The sequence below is a fragment of the Pseudomonas sp. HY7a-MNA-CIBAN-0227 genome, from assembly GCF_040310325.1.
Lineage (GTDB): Bacteria > Pseudomonadota > Gammaproteobacteria > Pseudomonadales > Pseudomonadaceae > Aquipseudomonas.
On the sequence record NZ_JBEOPT010000001.1, the window covers coordinates 183,446 to 206,479 of the forward strand.

Consider the following 23,034-nt stretch of genomic DNA (forward strand, 5'->3'; position numbering starts at 1 on the left):
CACCGTCCAAGTGAGCCCCTGAACCTGGCCTGGTGACCGAACCCTCATGACCACCCACTTTTCCTGTGTCGGCTGCGGCAAATGCTGCACTGACCATCATGTGCCCCTGACCCTCGACGAAGCCAGGCAGTGGGCGGCGGACGGCGGTAACGTCATCGTTCTGGTGGAGGGTTTCCTCGGCAATGGCCTGGGCCTGCCGGAACAACAACGCGAACATGCCCAACGCCGTTCCTGTGTTGTCCCCAGCGGCAATGCCCAGGCGCATGTGGCGATTACCTTTGCTGCCTATAACGTCGGTCCCTGCCGGAATCTTGACGAAGACAAGCTGTGCCGCATCTATGAGCGCCGGCCACTGGTCTGCCGGATCTACCCCATGGAGATCAACCCGCACATCCCGCTCAACCCCGCCGCCAAGGACTGCCCGCCCGAATCCTGGGAACAGGGCCCGGCGCTGATTGTCGGTGGCGAGTTGGTGGACCAGGGACTGGCCGAGCTGATCCGCCGCTCACGCCAGGCCGACCGCGACGATATCCAGGCCAAGGAAGCGGTGTGCACCTTGCTGGGGATTCACACCACTGCGCTCAAGGGCGATGGTTTTACCGCTTACCTGCCGGACATGGACGCGTTTGCCCAGGCGCTCGAGTTGGCGGCTGAACAGCCGTCCATGGCCAATGAGTGGGTGTTCCATGTGTCCGGGTTGGATATTGCCGAGCAGTTGCTGGATGCCGGGGCTCGGATTGCGACTGAAGTACCAGTCAACTATGCGTTTATTTCGTTGCGGGCAGATTAGGTCTTTCAGCGAGGCTGATGGTTTCATCGCCAATGCCGGTGATACGCCGGTCGGGCAAACGCTAGCGATGCATTTAGTTACCCGGTGCTCCTGCGAAGGCAAAAAAACTTAGCGTTTGCCCATCGAGCGACGGGTGCCGGGCGGAGCTACGCCAGGGCTCTTGGTATGACCGTTCTTGGCGCCGTTCTTGTACCAAGGTTGGCTGGCTTTCTTTGCCTCGGCCAATTCGCCCGGTTTGAACGGGAACTTGAAGGCTGGGATCTCGGCCTTGGCTTCGCCATCAACGCTGTCAGGGTTGGCCTGTTCGTCGATGTCGACGCTTTCAACAGGAGGTTGTGTCGGGGAATTCATGGAAGCTCCGGGGAGTACAAAAGATGACGTGGGCCCGGCTTGCGGACCACACCGCCGGGCAGTATACCTGCGCGCCCGGGATCTTTAACCACTGCCTGTACGAATGGTCGCTCTTTACTGACAGCACCGTCAGTTAGCAGTCACTTTGCTGACCGGGTTAGCGGGCTATAAAGAACCTTTATTCTTCCGATCTTCTGTCCGGGCGCCATCACCCCATGGGAATTCAACGAAAAACCGCCTTGATCGTCGGCGTCCTCGTAGTACTGGCTATCGTCGCCTGGGTGTTGACCCGACCAGCCAAGACCAGGCTGATCGCGCCCACGGCGATTCCGGTTCGAGTGATCAGCGTCGCGCAACAGGACATCCCGCGCTTCGTCAGCGGTATCGGTTCGGTGCTTTCGCTGCATAGCGTGGTCATTCGCCCGCAAATCGACGGCATTCTTACCAAACTCCTGGTCAAGGAAGGCCAACGGGTCAAGGCCGGCGATTTACTGGCGACCATTGATGATCGCTCGATCCGTGCCAGCCTCGACCAGGCCCGTGCGCAGTTGGGTGAAAGCCAGGCGCAGCTGCAAGTAGCCCTGGTCAACCTCAAGCGCTACAAGCTGCTGAGCGTCGACGACGGTGTATCGAAGCAGACTTACGATCAGCAACAGGCTCTGGTCAACCAGTTGAAAGCCACCGCCCAGGGTAATCAGGCGGCAATTGATTCGGCTCAGGTGCAGTTGTCGTACGCGCAGATTCGCTCGCCGGTCAGCGGACGCGTCGGTATTCGTACGGTAGATGAAGGCAATTTCCTGCGCATGAGCGACACCCAAGGCCTGTTCTCGGTCACCCAGATCGACCCGATTGCCGTGGAGTTTTCCCTGCCACAACAGATGCTGCCGACCTTGCAAGGTTTGATCGCCGCGCAGCAGCCAGCCAGTGTCGACGCCTACATGGGCGCCGATACCGACGGCCAGACCGGTGACCTGCTGGGCGAAGGCTACCTGAGCCTGATCGACAACCAAATCAGCGCCACCACCGGCACTATTCGCGCTAAGGCCGAGTTCAACAACGCCACGCAAAAACTCTGGCCAGGGCAACTGGTGACCGTGAAGATCCAGACCGCCCTCGACAAGAACGCTCTGGTGGTGCCGCCAACCGTAGTCCAGCGCGGCCTGGACTCGCACTTCGTGTACCGGATCAACGGTGACAAGGTCGACGTCGTGCCGGTGCAGGTGGTTTATCAGAACAGCGACCTCAACATCCTCAAGGGCGTGCAGGCCGGTGATGTGCTGGTCAGCGATGGTCAGTCGCGGCTCAAGGCCGGGGCTCAGGTTGAAGTTCTCAAGGAACCGCCGCAAGTGATCCAGACAGCCGACGCGCAGGCACAGCCATGAAGGGCCATGGCTCGGTGTCTGCCTGGTGCGTCGACCACCCGGTCGCCACCCTGCTGCTGACCTTCGCCCTGGTGCTGCTGGGGTTGATTGCCTTCCCGCGCCTGCCCATCGCGCCACTGCCGGAAGCGGAATTTCCGACAATCCAGGTCAGCGCCCAACTGCCCGGCGCCAGCCCTGACACCATGGCGTCCTCGGTGGCCACGCCACTGGAAGTGCAGTTCAGCGCCATCCCCGGCATGACCCAAATGACTTCCAGCAGTGCCTTGGGCTCAAGCCTGCTGACCCTGCAATTCACCCTCGACAAGAGCATCGACACGGCTGCGCAAGAAGTGCAGGCGGCGATCAATACCGCGTCCGGCAAGCTGCCCAGCGACATGCCGAACCTGCCGACCTGGAAGAAGGTCAACCCGGCGGACAGCCCGGTGCTGATCCTCAGCGTCAGTTCCAATAACATGCCCGGCACCGAACTGAGCGACTACGTGGAAACCCTGCTGGCGCGGCAGATCAGCCAGATCGATGGCGTCGGCCAGATCAACATTACCGGCCAGCAACGCCCGGCGATTCGCGTGCAGGCATCGCCGGACAAACTGGCGGCCATCGGCCTGACCCTGGCGGACATTCGCCTGGCGATCCAGCAATCAAGCCTGAACCTCGCCAAGGGCGCGTTGTACGGGCAGAACAGCGTGTCCACCCTGTCGACCAACGACCAATTGTTCCACCCCGAGGAATACGGCGAACTGATCGTCTCCTACAAAAACAGTGCACCGGTTCAGTTGCGCGATGTAGCAAAAGTCATCAACGGCTCGGAAAACGCCTACGTGCAGGCCTGGTCCGGCGATACGCCGGGGGTCAACCTGGTGATTTCCCGCCAGCCCGGCGCCAATATCGTCGAAACCGTAGACCGTATCCAATCGGAACTTCCGCGCCTGGAAGCCATGCTGCCGGCGTCGGTGGAGGTCAGTGTGCTGTCGGACCGCACCAAGACCATCCGCGCGTCCTTGCATGAAGTGGAAGTCACCCTGCTGATCGCCGTGTTGCTGGTGGTGGCGGTGATGGCGCTGTTCCTGCGCCAATGGTCGGCGACGATGATTGTTTCCAGTGTGCTCGGGGTGTCGCTGATTGCCAGTTTTGCCTTGATGTATGTGATGGGGTTCAGCCTGAACAACCTGACCCTGGTGGCCATCGTCATCGCCGTGGGGTTTGTGGTGGACGATGCGATTGTGGTGGTGGAAAACATTCACCGTCATCTGGAGGCTGGCCTGGACAAACGCGAGGCGGCCATCAAGGGCGCCAGCGAGATTGGCTTTACGGTGGTGTCCATCAGCTTCTCGCTGGTGGCGGCGTTTATCCCGCTGCTGTTCATGGGCGGCGTGGTCGGGCGATTGTTCAAAGAGTTTGCCCTGACCGCCACCTCGACCATCCTGATTTCGGTGGTGGTGTCCCTGACCCTGGCGCCCACCCTGGCAGCGCTGTTCATGCGCGCCCCAACTCATCACCCCCACGACAAACCCGGCTTCGGCGAACGCCTGCTGGCGGGTTACGCCAAAAACCTGCGCCGTGCCCTGGCCCATCAGCGGCTGATGCTGGGGATCTTCGTCGTGACGCTGGGCCTGGCCGTCGCCGGTTACGTGTTTATCCCCAAGGGCTTCTTTCCGGTGCAAGACACCGGCTTTGTCCTGGGCACCAGCGAAGCAGCGGCGGACGTGTCTTACCCCGACATGATCGCCAAGCACAAGGCCCTGGCCGAGATTGTCGAAGCGGACCCGGCGGTGCAGACTTTCTCCCACTCCGTAGGCGTGACCGGCAGCAACCAGACCATCGCCAACGGCCGCTTCTGGATCGCCCTCAAAGACCGTGGTGACCGCGATGTGACCGCCAGCCAGTTCATCGACCGCATTCGCCCGAAGCTGGCGAAGATCCCGGGCATCGTCCTCTACCTGCGGGCCGGCCAGGACATCAACCTCAGCTCCGGCCCCAGCCGCAGCCAGTACCAATATGTGCTCAAGAGCAATGACGGCCCGACACTCAATACCTGGACCCAGCGCCTGACCGAAAAACTGCGGGCCAACCCGGCGTTCCGCGACCTATCCAACGATCTGCAACTGGGCGGCAGCATCACCCACATCAGTATCGACCGCCAGGCCGCCGCACGCTTCGGCCTGACCGCCACCGATGTCGACCAGGCGCTGTATGACGCCTTCGGACAACGCCAGGTCAATGAGTTCCAGACCGAGATCAACCAATATCAGGTGGTACTGGAACTGGACACCCAGCAACGAGGCAAGGCCGAAAGCCTCAATTACTTCTACCTGCGCTCACCGCTCAGCGGCGAGATGGTGCCGCTGTCGGCGGTAGCCAAGGTCGATCCGCCGACTGTCGGGCCGTTGTCCATCAGCCATGACGGCATGTTCCCGGCCGCCAACCTGTCGTTCAACCTGGCGCCCGGCGTGGCCTTGGGCGATGCGGTGATTATGCTTAACCAGGCGAAGAACGAGATCGGCATGCCAGCCAGCATCATCGGTAACTTCCAGGGCGCGGCCCAGGCGTTCCAAAGCTCGCTGGCCAGCCAGCCGTGGCTGATCCTGGCGGCGCTGGTGGCGGTCTACATCATCCTGGGTGTGTTGTACGAAAGCTTCGTGCACCCGCTGACCATCATCTCCACCCTGCCCTCCGCCGGTTTGGGCGCGCTGATCATGCTCTGGCTGTTCGGCCAGGACTTTTCGATCATGGCGCTGATTGGCCTGGTGTTGCTGATCGGCATCGTCAAGAAGAACGGCATCCTGATGATCGACTTTGCCCTGGAAGCCCAGCGCGTGCGCGGGTTGCCGGCCGATGAAGCGATTTATGAAGCCTGTGTCACGCGGTTCCGGCCGATTATCATGACTACCCTCGCCGCGCTGTTGGGCGCCGTGCCGCTGATGCTGGGTTCCGGTCCCGGCGCCGAGTTGCGCCAGCCACTGGGGATCGCGGTAGTCGGCGGGCTGCTGGTGAGCCAGGCGCTGACGCTGTTCACCACGCCGGTCATATACTTGTACCTTGAGAAATTCTTTCATAGACCCAAACCGGCTCTCGGGCTGGCGACCACACACTGAGGCGGGGTCATGCGCGTCCTGATTATTGAAGACGAAGAAAAAACCGCCGATTACCTGCATCGCGGCCTGACCGAGCAAGGCTATACGGTCGATGTTGCCCGGGAGGGTGTCGAGGGTTTGCACATGGCCCTGGAAAGTGACTACGCAGTAATCGTGCTCGACGTGATGCTTCCGGGCCTGGACGGCTTCGGCGTATTGCGCGCGCTACGAGCCCGCAAGCAGACCCCGGTGATCATGCTCACCGCGCGCGAGCGGGTGGAAGACCGCATTCGCGGGTTGCGTGAAGGCGCTGATGATTACCTGGGCAAACCCTTCTCCTTCCTGGAACTGGTGGCACGCCTGCAAGCCCTGACCCGACGCAGTGGCGGCCATGAGCCGGTGCAAGTCACCATCGCCGACCTGTGGATCGACCTGATCAGCCGCAAGGCCAGCCGCGCAGGCATTCGCCTGGACCTGACCGCCAAGGAGTTCTCGTTGCTCAGCGTGCTGGCGCGGCGCCAGGGCGAGATTCTGTCCAAGACCTCGATTGCGGAAATGGTCTGGGACATCAATTTCGACAGCGACGCCAACGTCGTCGAAGTAGCGATCAAGCGGCTGCGGGCCAAGCTCGACGGGCCGTTCGAACAGAAACTGCTGCACACCATTCGCGGCATGGGCTACGTGCTGGAGAACCGCGGTGTCGACTAACTCGATCGCCCTGCGCCTGAGCGGCATGTTCACCCTCGTGGCGCTGCTGATCTTCCTGTTGATCGGCGGTGCGCTGTATCAGCAGGTGGACAAGGGCCTGGACCTGTTGCCGGGCGCCGAGTTGGATGCGCGCTACAGCGTGCTGGAATCGTCCCTGGGGCGCTACGGTACGCCGGACCACTGGGTGAAGATCAACAGCAAGCTCAAGCTGTTGGGGGAGGAAGACAAGCGCATCCGTTTCTGGGTGGTGAGCAGTGATCCGGCCTACGAATATGGCAACGCTGATGCGCAGATTCGCACCTTCGCCGAGGGCCCGACCGGCAAACGCGACTTGTACCTGCCGGGCCATGATTACCCGTTCAAGGTGCTGGTCAGCCAGTTTCCCGCCAAGGACCAGCGCCCGCCGCTGCGCTTCATGATCGCCATCGACACCGAGAACTTCCGTGCCACCCAGCATCACTTGCTGACGGCCTTGGTCAGCCTGGCGTTTGTCGGGGTGCTGCTGGCGTCAGTATTCGGCTTCTGGGTGGCGCGCATCGGCCTCAAGCCGCTGATCAAACTCTCGGATGAAGCGCAAAAACTGGCGCCGCCGAAACTCTCCGGGCGCCTGCAACTGTCGCCGCTGCCGCCGGAGCTCAAGCAGTTCGTCAACTCGTTCAACTCCACCCTGGAGCGGGTGGAACAGGCCTACTCACGCCTGGAATCCTTCAACGCCGACGTCGCCCATGAGCTGCGCTCGCCGCTGACCAACCTGATTGGCCAGACCCAGGTCGCCCTGACCCGCGGGCGCTCGGCGGAGCATTACTTCGAGGTGCTGCAATCGAACCTGGAAGAGCTGGAACGCCTGCGTTCGATCATCAACGACATGCTGTTTTTGGCCAGCGCCGACCAGGGTAGCAAAGCCACCAAGCTGATCAGCAGCTCGTTGGCCGATGAAGTCGCCACCACTCTGGATTACCTGGACTTCATCCTTGAAGACGCCCAGGTGCAGGTGCAGGTGACCGGCGACGCCCAAGTGCATATCGAAAAGGCCCACTTGCGCCGGGCGCTGATTAACTTGCTGAGCAATGCTGTGCAGCACACGGCGCCGGGGCAGATGATCGAAGTGAAGATCGAGGTGCTGGAGCATCAGGTGGCGATTGGCGTGACCAACCCTGGCGAGGTGATTGCCAACGAACATTTGCCTCGTTTGTTTGAGCGCTTTTATCGGGTGGATGCTTCGCGCAGCAACAGCGGCGCCAATCATGGGCTGGGGTTGGCCATCGTCAAGGCGATTGCGTTGATGCATGGCGGGGATGTGTTTGTGCGCAGTGACAGCAGCGGCAATACCTTCGGAATAACCTTGCCGGTCTAACAGTGGAGAGGAAGCTTGCCTGCTCGCTACAAAAGCTCTGCCCTCGTTCAACTGTTGCGATTTTGGCAATGGTAATTATCTTGTTACACTCTGTATACCGCCACTCACCTGCGCTAATTTATCGCATCGACGAGCGCGACGGCAAAGACAGCTGACCCGCCCTCCCCAGATTTCCCTCGACTTATTTCCAGGGCTCTACACTGGGAATCTGTCCTAAAGCCGCTGACTTCAGCGGCTTTTTTTTGACCGTAAAAAAGGCCAGGCAAACCCAACAACATTAGCCGGTTTCGATTGACCCAAAGGAGCTCCAACCAGGTGAAAACCTCGCTGACGTTAACCCCATTATTCCTCGCAATTGCTGCCACTATCGTCCCTTTCGCCCACGCGGCAGACACCACGCCCACCGACGGTTTCGTCGAAGGCTCAAGCTTCAAAATCAACACTCGCAACTACTACATGAACCGCGACCGTCGCGACACTCACACCGATGACAGCAAGGAGTGGGGCCAGGGGTTTCTCGGCATCTTCGAATCCGGCTACACCCAAGGCACCGTCGGTTTCGGCCTTGATGCCCACGCTATGCTCGGCCTCAAGCTCGACGGCGGTGGCGGCACCGACGGCTCCAGCATCCTCCCTTACGGCAGCGGCAACGGCAAGGCACCCGGCTCGTTTTCCACCGCGGGCGGCACCCTGAAAATGCGCGCCTTCGACACCGAGTTGAAAGCCGGCGACCTGTTCCTCAACAACCCGGTGATCGCCGGCGGCATGACACGCATGCTGCCCCAGACCTTTCGTGGCCTGAGCCTGACCAACCACAGCTTCGACGGGCTGATGATCGAAGGCGGCCAGGCCAGCTTTACCAAGCTCTACAACCAGAGCGGCCACCAGCGCATCGGCACCAGCTATGGCGCATTGCAGGGCGGCGACGACAGCCAGCATCTGAACTGGGCCGGCGTGGCCTGGAGCGGCGTTCCTGGGTTGACCAGCAGCCTCTACGCCTCCGAACTCAAGGACGTATGGAACCAGTACTACTACGACCTGGACTACACCTACGCGGTCAACGACCTGGTAAGCCTTAACCCCGGCTTGCACTACTACCATACGCAAGACACCGGCAACGCCCTGCTGGGCAATATCGACAACAACACCTACAGCCTGCATTTCACTGTCGGCGTCGGCAATCACAGCGTCACCGCTGCCTACCAGCGGGTCAACGGCAATACGCCGTTCGACTACATCACCCAGGGCGACAGCGTATACCTGGACAACTCCCAGCAATACTCGGACTTCAACGGCCCTAACGAGCGCTCGTGGAAGCTCAAGTACGCCTACGATTTTGTCGGCCTTGGCCTGCCGGGCCTGACTTCGGCCGTGTCCTACTCCAGCGGCAAGACCGACCTGACCAAGGTTGATCCCGACAGCCGTGGCTATGCCTCCTGGTACAGCGCCGATGGCAAGAACGCCAAGCATTGGGAGCGGGACATCGATTTGAAGTACGTGGTGCAAGGCGGTAAAGCCAAGGATCTGGCCGTGCGCCTGCAGTGGGCGACCAACCGTGGCAGCAACGGCTACTCGGCCGTGGACCGGGACGTGGATGAATACCGGGTGATTGTGGATTACCCGATTGATGTGTTTTGAAACCACCGAAAGCGCCACCACGCTAATCTTTCTTTCACCGGTAATGACTTAATTCACACGGCTTCGAATTAGACTGCCAGCATCGTCGTCGCCGAAGTCAGTCCGATGAATCAACGCCCTACCTATAGTCGTCCTGCACGCCCGGAGCTTTTTCTGATTCTGGGCAGTGGCCTCACCGTCACGCTGATCATCGTCATCATCGCTGTGTTGTTGATTCGCGAGCATGCCAGCGCCCTGCAGGCGGCCAAGCGCTCAGCCAGTAACATCACCCAACTGATCAACGCCGATGTGCTGCGTAACGTCGAACTCTATGACTTGGCCCTGCAAGGCCTGATCGCGGCTACGTCGCGCAAAGATTTAGCGCAGGTGTCGGCGGACATCCGTCACTTGGTACTGTTCGACCAATCAACGGCAGCCCCCTTCAAGGGCGAAATCCTCCTGTTGGACAAGAGCGGAGCAGTAACCGCCGACTCATCGATGCTCACCCCCACACCCCGTAACTTCGCCAACCACGATTATTTCCAGATCCATCAACAGAGCACCGATGCGGGGCTGTTTATCAGCCGCCCGTTCAAGGTCCCCTGCGACTGCGAGCAGGTATGGCGCATCGCGTTCAGCCGCAGGGTGCAAGGGGTCAATGGCGAGTTTTCAGGGGTAGCGGTGGCCACCATGCGCCTGGCGTATTTTGATCAGTTGTTCAGCAGCCTCACGATCGGCAGTGGCAGCACCATCAACCTGCTAAACAGCAACGGCATTCTTCTCGCCCAGCAACCCTTGATGGAACGCGACATGATCGACAAAGACCTCAGCTCACGGTCAAACTTTAAAAGAATGCTGCGCGAAGGCAGCGGCAGTTTCAGTGGGGTCTCCAGCCTCGACGGCACACCTCGCCTGTACACCTTCACCAACGTCGGCCGGCTGCCGCTGATCGTCGTCGTGGCGTTGTCCAGCGAGGACGTGTTTGCCGCCTGGAAACGCGCGGCGCTGCTGGTCAGTGGCGCCACCGGAGTGTTGTGCGTAGGCCTCCTGTGGCTGACGTGGATGTTGCGCCTGGAGTTGCGCCGCCGTTACCGCGCCGAAAAAGTGCTGTCGGAACTGGCCGCCACCGATGCCCTGACGAGCCTGGCCAACCGCCGCACCCTGGACCAGCGCCTGCGTATGGAGTGGGATCGCACGCAACGTTCGGGGGAGCCGCTGGCGCTGTTGATGATCGATATCGATCATTTCAAATCCTTCAACGACCGCCATGGCCATCAGGGCGGCGATGAAGCGTTACGCAACGTGGCCCAGGCCATTGCCAGCAGTGTGCGGCGCCCCGCTGACCTGGCTACCCGTTATGGCGGCGAAGAATTTGCAGTGATCCTGCCTCATACCGACAGCAACGGCGCCGGAGTCATTGCTGAATATATACGCAGCGCCGTCGAACACCTGCCTCGGGTGGCTGGGGATACCCTGCCGATCACGGTGAGCATCGGCATCAGCGTCGCGGACAAAAACAGCCATGGCTCTCTGGAAGAACTGCTGCTCTGTGCCGACCGGGCGCTGTATGAGGCCAAGCACACAGGGCGAAATCGCATCGTCGACGCCCAGGGTCTGTGATGATCGTTGCCATGCAACAGGAACGTTCACACATGGGCATGTATCAGGAACTACGCTAAAGGCATCCTCGAAGCAGAAGTACGCCTGATGAGCCCAAGCATTGCCCGTCTACCACGTCCTAGCCGCCGCCCGGAGTTCCTGTTGATCCTGGGCAGCGGCCTCACGGTCCTGCTGATTGTGGCCATCGTCACCATCCTGCTGATTCGCGAACACGCCAACGCCCTGCAGGCGGCCAAGCGCACAGCGAGTAACATTACCCAACTGATCGACGCCGACGTGCTGCGTAACGTCGAGCTCTACGACATGTCCCTCAAAGGCCTGATTGCCGCCACCGAACGCAGCGACTTGCAGGATGTGTCGGCGAACATCCGCCATTTGGTACTGTTCGACCGGTCAGCGGCAGCGCCGTACAAGGGCGACATCCTGTTGCTGGACAAGGCTGGCGAGGTGATCGCCGACTCTTCGTTGCTGGCACCCATGCCCGGCAACTTCGCCGACCGCGACTATTTCCAGACCCACCAGCAGAATCCCGACAGCGGGCTGTTTATCAGTCGCCCCTTTATGGCCTGCAGTGTGTGCGAGGACAAATGGCGCATCGCCTTCAGTCGCCGGGTGTCCGCCTCGGACGGGCGATTCCTCGGGGTGGCGGTAGCCTCCATGCGCCTGTCGTACTTCGCCCAGTTGTTCAACAGCCTCAATATTGGCAGCAACAGCACCATCAACCTGATCAATCACCAGGGCATTCTGTTGGCCCAACAGCCGTTGCTGGAACAGGACATGATCGACAAGGACCTCAGCGCGCGACCAAACGTTGCGCGCATATTGCGCGAACGTAACGGCAGCTTCACCGGCATCTCTAGCGTCGACCGCCACCCGCGCCTCTATACCTTCTCCAATGTCGGCACCTTGCCGCTGATCGTCGCCGTCGCGTTGTCGTCCGATGAAATCTTCGCCCCCTGGAAACGTGCCGCGCTGTTGATCAGCAGCGCAACTGGCGTGCTATGTCTCGGCTTGCTCTGGCTGACCTGGATGCTGTGCATGGAACTGCGTCGGCGATACCGCGCCGAAGGCGTGCTGTCAGAACTGGCAGCCACCGATGCCCTCACCGGCCTGGCCAACCGCCGCACGCTTGACCAGCGCCTGCGCCTGGAATGGGAGCGCGCGCAACGCTCCAACGAACCCCTGGCGTTGCTGATGATCGACGTCGACCACTTCAAGGCGTTCAACGACCGTCATGGCCATCAAGGTGGCGACGAAGCCTTGCGCGCCGTGGCACAGGTGATCGACAGCAACATCCGGCGCCCGGCCGATTTGGCCGCCCGCTATGGTGGTGAGGAATTTGCTGTGATTCTGCCCCACACCGACAGCAGTGGTGCAGGGGTGATCGCTGAGCATATCCGCAGCAGCATCGAGTATTTGCCACGGTTGGCCGCAGATACCCAGCCGATAACCGTGAGCATCGGCCTCAGCACTTGGAACAAAAGGAGCGCAGCATCGCTGGAAGAACTGCTGCTCAGTGCCGACCGCGCCCTCTATGAGGCCAAGCACGGCGGTCGCAACCGTATCGTCGAGGCCGATTCGCAGGCGTAAAAAAAGGCCACCCGCAGGCAGCCTTTAAAAACAAAAGGAAAGAGAGTTGTTACTTACACCGCCGCAACGGGACGCATGTAAGAGATCGGTGCGGTGCTGGCATCTTCGAAGGTCACGACTTCCCAAGCGTCTTTCTGCTCAATCAACTTGCGCAGGAGCTGGTTGTTCAGTGCATGGCCCGACTTGAAGCCTTTGAACTCGCCTATCAGGCTATTGCCCAGCAGGTAGAGGTCACCGATTGCATCGAGGATCTTGTGCTTCACGAATTCGTCTTCATAACGAAGACCGTCTTCGTTCAGTACACCATCCGCGTCGACCACAATGGCGTTTTCAACGCTACCGCCGAGTGCGAGGTTGTGCTTGCGCAGGTACTCGATGTCACTCATGAAACCAAAGGTACGGGCGCGGCTGACTTCTTTTACAAACGAAGTGCTGGAAAAATCCACGCTTGCACTTTGGGTGCGGTCACGGAATACCGGGTGATCGAAATCGATCTCAAAGCTCACTTTAAAGCCTTCGAACGGGACGAAGGTGGCGCGCTTGTCGCCGTCTTCTACTGTCACTTCCCGCAGAATGCGAATGAACTTCTTGGCTGCGTCCTGTTCTTCCAGGCCGGCAGATTGAATCAAGAATACGAAGGGTCCAGCGCTGCCATCCATGATTGGGACTTCGGACGCGGAGAGCTCGACGTAGGCGTTATCGATGCCCAGGCCAGCCATGGCCGAGAGCAAATGCTCCACCGTGTCTACTTTGACGTCACCGTTGACCAATGTGGTCGACATAGTGGTTTCGCCAACGTTTTCCGCGCGAGCAGGAATCTGCACGACAGGGTCCAGGTCGGCACGAACAAACACGATGCCGGTGTCGACAGGCGCAGGCTTGAGGGTCAGGTATACCTTCTCCCCGGAGTGCAGACCTACACCTGTGGCACGGATAATATTTTTCAGGGTGCGTTGTTTAATCATGGCTTGGACCGCTTCAGCGCAAATTGCGAACTGGTATCAACAAAGGCTGGCGATAATAGCAGACCAGACCTTTGCTGAACACCAATCACCTTCATAGCCCTGATACATTCCATTAATCGGCCTGACGACGCAGGAAAGCCGGGATGTCCAGGTAGTCCAGGTCATCTTGCGGATTCAAGCGAGTCGACGCCGCAGCCCCGGCCTGAGCCTGGTTGCGCATCACGGTCGGACGATCCAGGTCACGGTAGTTCACCGACGGCAGTTCCTGGCGCGAAGGCGCAGAAGCGGCAGCCGACTGGCTGTTGTGGCCGGTATGAACGGTATTGTCGATAACCTTCACAGGCTTCTCGATTTTTGCACCCAGGCCGGTAGCAACTACGGTCACGTGCAGTTCATCGCGCATGTCTGGATCGATAACGGTACCGACCTTGACCATGGCGTGCTCGGAAGCGAAGGCTTCGATGATGCTACCCACGTCGGAGTACTCACCCAGGGACAGGTCAGGACCGGCGGTGATGTTCACCAGGATGCCGCGTGCGCCTTGCAGGTTCACGTCTTCCAGCAATGGGTTGCGGATGGCCGCTTCAGTAGCTTCACGTGCACGGTTGGGACCGCTGGCGCAGCCAGTGCCCATCATCGCCATGCCCATTTCGCTCATCACGGTACGTACGTCGGCAAAGTCGACGTTGATCATGCCCGGACGCTTGATGATGTCGGAGATACCGCGAACGGCACCAGCCAGTACGTCATCGGCCTTGGCGAAAGCCGACAGCAAGCTGGCGTCCTTACCGAGGATGGTCAGCAGCTTCTCGTTGGGAATAGTGATCAACGAGTCGACGCTTTCGGACAGCAGACGAATGCCTTCATCGGCGATCTGCATGCGTTTGCGACCTTCGAACGGGAACGGACGTGTCACAACCGCGACAGTCAGAATGCCCATTTCCTTGGCCACTTCGGCAATGATCGGTGCAGCACCGGTACCGGTACCGCCGCCCATGCCAGTGGTGATGAACACCATGTTGGTGCCCTGCAGCACTTCGGCAATACGCTCACGGTCTTCCAGGGCGGCTTGACGGCCGACTTCCGGATTAGCGCCAGCGCCCAGGCCCTTGGTCACGCCTGTGCCCAATTGCAGGATGGTGCGTGCGCCGATGCTTTTCAGCGCCTGGGCATCAGTGTTGGCGCAGATGAACTCGACGCCTTCAATGTTGCTCTTGACCATATGGTTGACTGCGTTGCCGCCGCCACCGCCAACACCGATCACTTTGATGACCGGGCTTTGCGGGATGTTGTCTACGAGTTCGAACATGTTCCCTCTCCTTTCATTTCTCTAGTTTTTTCGCCTACTACTTGCATCGATGCATCTACAACAGTGAAACGGTGTCACGGTAAATCTAGAAGTTACCTTTCACCCAGGCTTGCAGGCGCTCGAACAACGGCGTTTTCGGCTCGTCGTTGCTGTAGCTTTCGCGGCTGCCAATGCCCGACAGGGAAATGCCGTCGGTCTGCTTTTGCAGGCCGTACAACAGCAAGCCCACGCCGGTGGAATAAATAGGGTTGCGCACCACGTCGCCCAGGCCCTTGACGCCATGGGGAACGCCCAGGCGCACTGGCATATGGAAGATTTCTTCGGCAAGTTCCACCGCGCCTTCCATCTTCGAGGTGCCACCGGTCAGCACGATGCCGGCCGGGATCAAATCTTCGTAGCCGCTGCGGCGCAGCTCAGCCTGGATCAAGGTGAACAGTTCGTCGTAGCGCGGCTCGACCACTTCAGCCAACGCCTGGCGCGACAGTTCGCGCGGCGGACGGTCGCCAACACTCGGCACCTTGATGGTTTCACCAGCGCCGGCCAGCTTGGCCAGGGCGCAGGCGTAACGGATCTTGATTTCTTCGGCGTACTGGGTCGGTGTGCGCAACGCCATGGCGATATCGTTGGTCACCTGGTCACCGGCAATCGGGATCACTGCGGTGTGACGGATCGCACCCTCGGTAAAGATCGCAATGTCGGTGGTGCCGCCGCCGATGTCCACCAGGCATACGCCCAGTTCTTTTTCGTCGTCGGTCAGGACCGAATACGCGGAGGCCAGTTGCTCGAGAATGATGTCGTCGATTTCCAGGCCGCAGCGGCGCACGCATTTTTCAATGTTCTGTGCAGCGTTTACGGCGCAGGTGACTACATGGACCTTGGCTTCCAGACGTACGCCCGACATGCCCAGGGGCTCGCGAACACCTTCCTGATTGTCGATCACATAGTCTTGCGGCAGGGTGTGCAGCACCCGCTGGTCGGCCGGGATCGCCACGGCCTGGGCCGCGTCAAGTACCCGTTCCAGGTCAGCAGCGCTGACCTCACGGTCGCGAATCGCCACGATGCCGTGGGAATTCAGGCTGCGGATGTGGTTGCCGGCAACACCGACGAACGCCGAGTGAATTCGGCAGCCGGCCATCAACTGCGCTTCTTCGATGGCGCGCTGGATCGATTGCACAGTGGACTCGATGTTGACCACCACGCCCTTCTTCAGGCCACGGGACGGATGCGTGCCGATTCCGACGATTTCCAGCGTGCCGTCGTCCGCAACCTCGCCTACCAGCGCCACCACCTTGGAGGTGCCGATATCGAGACCGACGATCATTTTGCCGCTTTGCACGTTTGCCATGGGTCCTGCCTCTTCTTAATTCTTCGCGACAGCGGGCTGCGCTGCCGTGGGCGCAGCCGGTTCACGCCAGCCAACGGCAAGGCCGTTGGCGTAACGCAGGTCGATGCTCGCAATGTTCGTAATCTGTTCTTTCAGTGTCTTGTCATAGATGGCGATAAAACGGCGCATCTTCTCCACCAAGTGGTCACGTCCCAGTAACAACTCGATGCCCGGGCCGGAACTGCCTGCCCCGGTGGTCAAAAACCAGCTGCCCCGCTCGCGCAATTCCAGTCGCGCAATGGAGAAACCCAGTGGCCGCAGCATCTGGCTCAAGGCCTGGTACTGCTGCATCACTTGTTGTTGCGCCCGTTGTGGCCCGAGCAGCTTCGGCAGGTGCTCGTAATTGGCCAGTTCGCGCGGATTAAAAGCCTGGCCCTGGTTATTCAACAGCGCTTCTTCGCCCCAACGGGCCACCGGCAGTTGCTCTTCCAGGCGAATCGTCACTTGGTCCGGCCACACTCGACGCACTTCGGCGTGGGCAATCCAGGGCATTTGCTCTAGCTCCGCACGCATGCCAGCCAGGTCGATCGTGAAGAAGCTCGCGCTCACATAGGGCGCAATCCGCTGCTGTACCGCCTGAGGGCTGATGTAGCTCAAGTCGCCCTGCACGCTGATCTTGGTGATCGGCCGGTCGGCGTAAGGCAGCAGACGCTGGGCACCTTCATAAGTACCGAAACCCAACGCCACCAACAGCACCGGCCAGAACAGGGCCTTGAGAAAACCAAAGTTGGCTTTCGGCAGGCGCGCCGACATCGGCTCTTTAGCCACCATTCGGCTGGCACCACGCGGCACCGGCTTGCGGCCGGGAGCGGGTTGCTGATGTCGAAGCGATGCGCCTTGCATGGTCTTAATCTCTCGGCTCTTCGTTACTGGCGACACTGGCGGCCAGAATGGCCAGCACCAACTGCTGGAAATCCAATCCGGCCGCACGAGCTGCCATGGGTACCAGGCTGTGATCGGTCATCCCTGGTGCGGTATTGACTTCGAGGAACCAGAAGTTCCCTTGGTCATCTTGCATCACGTCTGCCCGCGCCCAACCGGCGATACCCAGCGCCTCACAGGCTTTCGCCGTGAGGTCCATCAATTGCTGTTCCTTGGTTGCATCGAGGCCACACGGAATCCGGTACTGGGTATCGGAAGCCAGGTACTTGGCGTCGTAGTCGTAAAAGGTGTGGGGCGTGCCCAATGCGATAGGCGGCAATACCTGGTCACGAAGAGTCGCGATGGTGAATTCGGGACCGCAGATCCACTGTTCCACCAACACTTGCGAGTCGTAGGTACTGGCCGCTTTCCATGCGTCAATCAATTCGGCGGCTGAGTTCACTTTAGCCATGCCGATACTGGAACCTTCATGGGCTGGTTTGACGATCAAAGGCAGGCCCAGTTCCTTGGCTGCACAAATACAATCTTCTTCGCTACGCAGAACACTGTGACGCGGCGTCGGAATGCCCAGGCTGTGCCACACTTGCTTGGTGCGCAGCTTGTCCATGGCCAGCGCCGAAGCAAGAATGCCGCTGCCGGTGTAAGGAATACCCAGGCACTCCAGCAGGCCCTGCATGCTGCCGTCTTCACCGCCACGGCCGTGAAGAATGATGAAGGCGCGATCAACCTTTTCGGCCTGCAGGCGCGACATGAAGTCGTCGCCCACGTCGATACCGAACGCGTTCACGCCAGCACTGAGCAGCGCCTCCAGCACGGCATTGCCGGACTTGAGGGACACTTCACGCTCAGCGCTCTTGCCGCCGAACAGCACAGCCACACGACCAAAGTCCGCTGGCTTGATGGTGGAGAACAGGGAGCCGTAGTCAGTAGTCATTTCGACTTCCCCTGTGGTGCGGCCACGGCGCCGGCAAACAGCGGGCTGGCGAGCAATTTAGGGGCAAGGCCGCCGATATCACCGGCGCCCTGGCACAGCAGGATGTCACCAGCACGCAGCAGCGGCTTGACGATAGGCGCCAGGTCGACACCGCGCTCGATGTAGATCGGGTCCAGTTGCCCGCGCTGACGAATGCTGTTGCACAGCTTGCGGCTGTCGGCACCAGGGATCGGTTCTTCACCGGCCGGATAGACTTCCATCAGCAGCAGTACGTTGGCATCGGCCAATACATTGACGAAGTCGTCGTACAGGTCGCGGGTACGGCTGTAACGGTGCGGCTGGTAGACCATCACCAGGCGGCGTTCCGGCCAGCCACCACGCACGGCCTTGATCACAGCGGCGACTTCGGTTGGGTGGTGACCGTAGTCGTCCACCAGCATCACGTTGCCGCCTTCCACCGGCAACTCGCCGTAGACTTGGAAACGCCGGCCCACACCTTCAAAGCACGACAGGCCTTCGACGATGGCTTCATCGCTGACACCCTCGTCGCTAGCAATACAGATGGTTGCCAGGGAGTTGAGCACGTTGTGGTTACCAGGCATGTTCACCGACACGTCCAGCGGCTCGCGATCAGGGCGCAGCACGGTGAAGAAGGTCTGCATGCCTTGCTGGCGCACATTGATGGCGCGCACGTCGGCGTCTTCGCTGAAGCCGTAGGTCAAGGTCGGACGCTTGACCAGCGGCAGGATCTCGCGCACCACCGGATCGTCCAGGCACACCACCGCCAAACCGTAGAACGGCAGGTTGTGGAGAAATTCAACGAAGGTTTTCTTCAGTTTGTTGAAGTCCCCGTCGTAAGTCGCCATGTGATCGGCGTCGATGTTGGTGACCACGGCCACCAACGGCTGCAGGTGCAGGAAGCTGGCGTCGCTTTCATCGGCTTCGGCAATCAGGTAGCGACTGGTACCCAACTGTGCATTGGTGCCCGCTGCATTCAGCCGGCCACCGATCACGAAAGTCGGGTCCAGGCCGCCAGCGGCGAATACCGAGGCCATCAAGCTGGTGGTGGTGGTCTTGCCGTGAGTACCGGCGACGGCAATGCCGTGGCGGTAGCGCATCAGCTCGGCCAGCATCTCGGCGCGAGGCACCACGGGAATGCGGCGCTCAAGGGCGGCGGCCACTTCCGGGTTGGAAGTGTTCACAGCGCTGGACACCACCAGCACATCGGCATTGGTGGCGTTTTCGGCACGGTGGCCGATAAAAATCTGCGCACCGAAAGACTTCAGGCGCTCAGTGACCGGCGAAGTTTTCAGGTCGGAACCGGACACCTGGTAGCCCAGGTTCAGCAGCACCTCGGCAATCCCGCACATGCCCACGCCGCCGATGCCCACGAAATGGATGCGACGGATGCGGCGCATTTCCGGTTGCGGCATGGCTTTTTGATTCTCAACCATGGGCCACCTCCAGGCAGATATCGACCACGTTGCGGGTTGCATCAGGTTTGGCCAGGCGGCTTGCGGTGCTCGCCATGCTATTGAGTCGTTCCGGTTGCATCAAAACCTCGGTCAGGCGTGCGGCCAATTCGGCGGCGCCAGTCGTTCTTTGCGGCAGCAGGAAGGCAGCGCCCTCCCCGGCCAAATATTCGGCGTTGCGGGTCTGGTGATCGTCGATGGCGTGGGGCAAAGGCACCAGCAAGGACGGCAGACCGGCGGCAGCCAGTTCACTGACGGTCAACGCACCTGCGCGACAGACCACCAGGTCGGCCCAGCCATAGGCTTGGGCCATGTCTTTGATGAAAGGCTGTACGTTGGCCTCGACACCTGCATCGCGGTAACGCCCAGCGGTCACTTCATCGTGATTCTTGCCCGCCTGATGGAAGACCTCGGGACGCAGTTCCACCGGGAGCTGCGACAGGGCTTCAGGCAGCAATTTATTCAGCGGCTCGGCCCCCAGGCTTCCGCCCAGAATCAGCAGATGTACCTTGCGCCCGGCCAGGGCCTGACGGGAGATTTCCATAAACAGTTCGGTACGTACTGGGTTGCCGGTGGTGCGGCGTTTGTCCGATGCAGCAAAGGTATTGGGGAACGCTTCGCAGACCCGAGCAGCCAACGGCACCAACAGGCGATTTGCAGTCCCGGCGACGGCGTTCTGTTCGTGGACGATCACCGGCACGCCAGCGAGCTTGGCCGCGACACCACCAGGCCCCGTCACATAACCGCCAAAGCCCAACACGCAGACCGGTTTCAATTCACGGATCACCTTGCGTGCTTGCCATACGGCCTTAAGCAACACAAACGGCGCCTTGAGCAGGGACAATTTGCCCTTGCCCCGCAGGCCGGTGACGTTGATCAAATGCAGCGGTAACCCGGCATTGGGTACCAATTCATTTTCAATCCCGCGCGGGGTCCCCAACCAATGCACGCTGTAACCGCGCGACTGGAATTCACGGGCACAGGCCAGCGCCGGAAACACGTGGCCGCCGGTGCCGCCCGCCATGATCAGCACGTTAGCGCCCATGGGTCGGCTCCTCGGCAAAGTCGCTTTCGCTGAACTCCATCTCCTCACTGCCCAAATGGGTTCGACTCTCCCACTCGATACGCAGCAACAAGCCCAGACAGGCGCAGCAAATAACCAGCGAACTACCGCCATAACTGAGGAACGGCAGCGTCAGACCTTTGGTTGGCAACAGGCCGACGTTCACGCCGATGTTGATCAGGAACTGGCCGATCCACAGGAACGCCAGCCCGTACGCCACATAAGCGGCGAAATACTGTTTGGCTTTCTCGGCCCACAGGCCGATGTACATGGCCCGCACGCAGACGAAGACGAACAGTGCGACGGTAGCCAGGGAGCCAACCACGCCCAGCTCTTCGGCCAAGACCGAGAATACGAAGTCGGTGTGGGCTTCCGGCAGGTAGAACTGTTTCTGCACGCTGTTGCCCAGGCCCACGCCCAGCCACTCGCCGCGACCGAAGGCGATCAAGGCCTGGGTCAACTGGTAGCCGGAGCCGAACTGGTCGGACCAGGGGTCGGTAAAGGTGATCAGACGGGCCATCCGGTAGGGTTGCGCCTGAACCAAGATCGTCACCGCCGCTACTGCCAGCCCGACCATCAAGGCAAAGCGGAACAAGCCCACTCCACCCAGGAACAGCATCGCCGCCGCCGCACCCATCATCACCACGGTGGCACCGAAGTCCGGCTCCATCAGCAACAGGCCGGCCATGGGCAGCAGCACGATGAAGGGCTTGAAGAAGCCCATCCAGCTTTCGCGCACTTCCTTCTGTCGCCGCACCAGGTAGCCGGCGAGGTAGATCACCACGAACACCTTGGCGATTTCCGACGGCTGCACGTTAAACGCACCGAAACCGATCCAGCGCATCGAACCGTTCACTTCGCGGCCAATGCCGGGGACGATCACCATCACCAACAAGCCGAAGGCACCGATCAGCATCAGCCAGCCCAGGCGTTGCCAGGTGGCGATGGGGATCATCATGGTGACGATGCACGCGCCCAAACCGATCACCAGGTAAATCAGGTGGCGGAGCATGTGGTACAGGGTGTTGCCCGACTGAACGGCGGCCACTTCCGAGGACGCCGAAGTGATCATCACCAGGCCAAGGCCCAGCAACGCCAGGCACCCGACGAGCATTGGGAAGTCGAGATCAATGCCACGCCCGGTAATGAGCGGCGACGGGTATGGCTTGATGATGTTGCGCAGATCGAGCGTCATGCCAAGGCCTCCACGGCGCGGGCGAACAACTGGCCGCGCTCTTCGTAGTTCTTGAACATGTCGAAACTGGCGCACGCTGGCGACAGCAACACTGCATCACCCGGCTGAGCAAGGGCTCGGCATTGGGCGATGGCGTCATCCAGGGATTGCGCGCGAACCTGTGGCACCGCTTCGCCCAGGGCAGTGGCGATCAGGTCCGAATCACGGCCCATCAGGACGACGGCGCGGCAATGAGCAGCCACCGGAGCCTTGAGGTCCTTGAAGTCGGCACCCTTGCCGTCGCCGCCGGCGATCAGCACCAGCTTGCCTTCGATATCAGCACCCAGGCCTTCGATGGCGGCCAGTGCGGCACCGACGTTGGTGGCCTTGGAATCGTTGTAGTAGCTCACGCCATCCAGGTCGCGAACCCACTGGCAGCGGTGTTCGAGACCGGTGAAGGTGCGCAGGCTTTCGAGCATGGCGTCGAACGGCAAACCGACGGCATGCCCCAGGGCCAGCGCCGCCAGAGCATTGGACTGGTTATGGGCGCCACGAATTTTCAACTCACGCACCGGCATCAGGTTCTGGAATTCGAAGGCCAGGTATTTCTCGCCATTCTCTTCCCGCAGGCCGAAAGCCTTGAAGTCCGGCTTGCTCAAACCAAAGGTCCAGCACGGCAAACCTTCGCCAATCAGCGGACGGCTCAGGGCATCCTGGCGGTTGACCACCACTTGCCGCGCACCACGGAAGATCCGGTGCTTGGCCAGGTGATACGCCGGCAGTCCGCTGTAGCGGTCCATGTGGTCTTCACTGACGTTCAACACGGTGGCCACTTCGGCGCCCAGTTGGTCGGTGGTTTCCAGCTGGAAGCTCGACAACTCCATCACGTACAGCTCGACGTCGTCGCTGAGCAAGTCCAGCGCCGGGGTGCCAAGGTTGCCGCCCACGGCCACACGCTTGCCGGCCGCAGCCGCCATTTCGCCGACGAGGGTGGTAACAGTGCTCTTGGCGTTGGAACCGCTGATGGCCACGATCGGTGCCTTCGCGTTACGCGCGAACAGCTCGATATCGCCGGACAGCTTCACGCCACGGGCCGCTGCCGCTTGTAGGGCTGGAGTCGCCAACGCCAGGCCGGGGCTCACGTAGAGTTCGTCGGCACGGCAGAGAAACTCGACATCCAGTTCGCCACAACGCACTTCCACGTGCGGGTAGTCACGGCGCAGCGTGACCAGCTCCGGTGGATTTTCCCGCGTATCGGCCACGGCAAACGACGTGCCCCGGTTCGCCAGGAAGCGAACCAGGGACATGCCGCTCTTGCCGAGGCCGACAACGATGCGGAAGTGGTCAGAAGCGATCAGAGACACTCGT

Annotated in this window: 18 protein-coding genes; 8 read left to right on the top strand and 10 right to left on the bottom strand. The window is 60.6% G+C overall.

Annotated features, from left to right (window positions below):
- The first annotated feature begins 46 nt into the window (after positions 1-46).
- The gene (locus tag AAEZ06_RS00845; protein ID WP_149410943.1) at positions 47-790 is read left to right on the top strand and encodes a YkgJ family cysteine cluster protein; all 744 of its coding nucleotides are present in this window, start codon (positions 47-49) and stop codon (positions 788-790) included.
- Between the two features lie 108 nt (positions 791-898).
- Here the strand turns inward: AAEZ06_RS00845 and AAEZ06_RS00850 are convergent, their stop codons facing one another.
- A complete protein-coding gene (locus AAEZ06_RS00850; RefSeq protein ID WP_149410942.1) occupies positions 899-1,141 on the bottom strand; it encodes a hypothetical protein in 243 nt (80 codons plus the stop codon).
- Between the two features lie 215 nt (positions 1,142-1,356).
- Here AAEZ06_RS00850 and AAEZ06_RS00855 point away from each other — a divergent pair, with 215 nt between their 5' ends.
- The 7 genes from AAEZ06_RS00855 to AAEZ06_RS00885 all read left to right on the top strand — a co-directional run bounded on the left by AAEZ06_RS00855 (position 1,357) and on the right by AAEZ06_RS00885 (position 12,483).
- Positions 1,357-2,523, top strand: a complete 1,167-nt coding sequence (locus AAEZ06_RS00855) for an efflux RND transporter periplasmic adaptor subunit (protein ID WP_149410941.1) — start codon at positions 1,357-1,359, stop codon at positions 2,521-2,523.
- Complete coding sequence (locus AAEZ06_RS00860; protein WP_350612484.1) at positions 2,520-5,615, top strand: multidrug efflux RND transporter permease subunit; 3,096 nt, start codon at positions 2,520-2,522, stop codon at positions 5,613-5,615. The genes AAEZ06_RS00855 and AAEZ06_RS00860 overlap by 4 nt, the downstream gene beginning before the upstream one ends.
- Positions 5,616-5,624: 9 nt before the next feature.
- A complete protein-coding gene (locus AAEZ06_RS00865) occupies positions 5,625-6,302 on the top strand; it encodes a heavy metal response regulator transcription factor (RefSeq protein ID WP_133099812.1) in 678 nt (225 codons plus the stop codon).
- Positions 6,292-7,656 (top strand): heavy metal sensor histidine kinase, encoded by a 1,365-nt coding sequence (locus AAEZ06_RS00870; RefSeq protein WP_149410939.1) that lies wholly within the window; start codon positions 6,292-6,294, stop codon positions 7,654-7,656. Before AAEZ06_RS00865 ends, AAEZ06_RS00870 begins: the two co-directional genes overlap by 11 nt.
- Before the next feature lie 315 nt (positions 7,657-7,971).
- A complete protein-coding gene (locus AAEZ06_RS00875; RefSeq protein WP_149410938.1) occupies positions 7,972-9,294 on the top strand; it encodes an OprD family porin in 1,323 nt (440 codons plus the stop codon).
- A gap of 105 nt (positions 9,295-9,399) precedes the next feature.
- Positions 9,400-10,893: a sensor domain-containing diguanylate cyclase gene (locus AAEZ06_RS00880; RefSeq protein WP_149410937.1), complete on the top strand. Its 1,494-nt coding sequence runs from the start codon at positions 9,400-9,402 to the stop codon at positions 10,891-10,893.
- Positions 10,894-10,980: 87 nt separating this feature from the next.
- Positions 10,981-12,483, top strand: a complete 1,503-nt coding sequence (locus AAEZ06_RS00885) for a sensor domain-containing diguanylate cyclase (RefSeq protein WP_149410936.1) — start codon at positions 10,981-10,983, stop codon at positions 12,481-12,483.
- Between the two features lie 53 nt (positions 12,484-12,536).
- Here AAEZ06_RS00885 and lpxC read toward each other — a convergent pair whose 3' ends face one another.
- From lpxC to murD, 9 genes are all read right to left on the bottom strand, one after another.
- The gene (gene lpxC, locus AAEZ06_RS00890; protein ID WP_029297841.1) at positions 12,537-13,448 is read right to left on the bottom strand and encodes a UDP-3-O-acyl-N-acetylglucosamine deacetylase; all 912 of its coding nucleotides are present in this window, start codon (positions 13,446-13,448) and stop codon (positions 12,537-12,539) included.
- Between the two features lie 112 nt (positions 13,449-13,560).
- On the bottom strand, positions 13,561-14,757 hold the full coding sequence (ftsZ, locus tag AAEZ06_RS00895; protein ID WP_350612488.1) for a cell division protein FtsZ: 1,197 nt from the start codon (positions 14,755-14,757) through the stop codon (positions 13,561-13,563).
- Between the two features lie 85 nt (positions 14,758-14,842).
- Entirely contained in the window at positions 14,843-16,102 is a 1,260-nt protein-coding gene (gene ftsA, locus AAEZ06_RS00900; RefSeq protein ID WP_133099818.1) for a cell division protein FtsA, read from the bottom strand.
- A 15-nt stretch (positions 16,103-16,117) separates the two neighbouring features.
- Positions 16,118-16,984 (bottom strand): cell division protein FtsQ/DivIB, encoded by an 867-nt coding sequence (locus AAEZ06_RS00905; protein WP_149410934.1) that lies wholly within the window; start codon positions 16,982-16,984, stop codon positions 16,118-16,120.
- 4 nt (positions 16,985-16,988) lie between these two features.
- Complete coding sequence (locus AAEZ06_RS00910) at positions 16,989-17,957, bottom strand: D-alanine--D-alanine ligase (RefSeq protein WP_149410933.1); 969 nt, start codon at positions 17,955-17,957, stop codon at positions 16,989-16,991.
- Positions 17,954-19,411 (bottom strand): UDP-N-acetylmuramate--L-alanine ligase, encoded by a 1,458-nt coding sequence (gene murC / locus AAEZ06_RS00915; RefSeq protein ID WP_149410932.1) that lies wholly within the window; start codon positions 19,409-19,411, stop codon positions 17,954-17,956. The genes AAEZ06_RS00910 and murC overlap by 4 nt, the downstream gene beginning before the upstream one ends.
- Positions 19,404-20,474, bottom strand: coding sequence for an undecaprenyldiphospho-muramoylpentapeptide beta-N-acetylglucosaminyltransferase (gene murG / locus AAEZ06_RS00920; protein WP_149410931.1), 1,071 nt, complete (start codon positions 20,472-20,474; stop codon positions 19,404-19,406). Before murG ends, murC begins: the two co-directional genes overlap by 8 nt.
- Positions 20,464-21,687, bottom strand: a complete 1,224-nt coding sequence (gene ftsW / locus AAEZ06_RS00925) for a putative lipid II flippase FtsW (protein WP_149410930.1) — start codon at positions 21,685-21,687, stop codon at positions 20,464-20,466. The genes murG and ftsW overlap by 11 nt, the downstream gene beginning before the upstream one ends.
- Entirely contained in the window at positions 21,684-23,030 is a 1,347-nt protein-coding gene (gene murD / locus AAEZ06_RS00930) for a UDP-N-acetylmuramoyl-L-alanine--D-glutamate ligase (RefSeq protein WP_149410929.1), read from the bottom strand. Before murD ends, ftsW begins: the two co-directional genes overlap by 4 nt.
- Between the last annotated feature and the right edge of the window lie 4 nt (positions 23,031-23,034).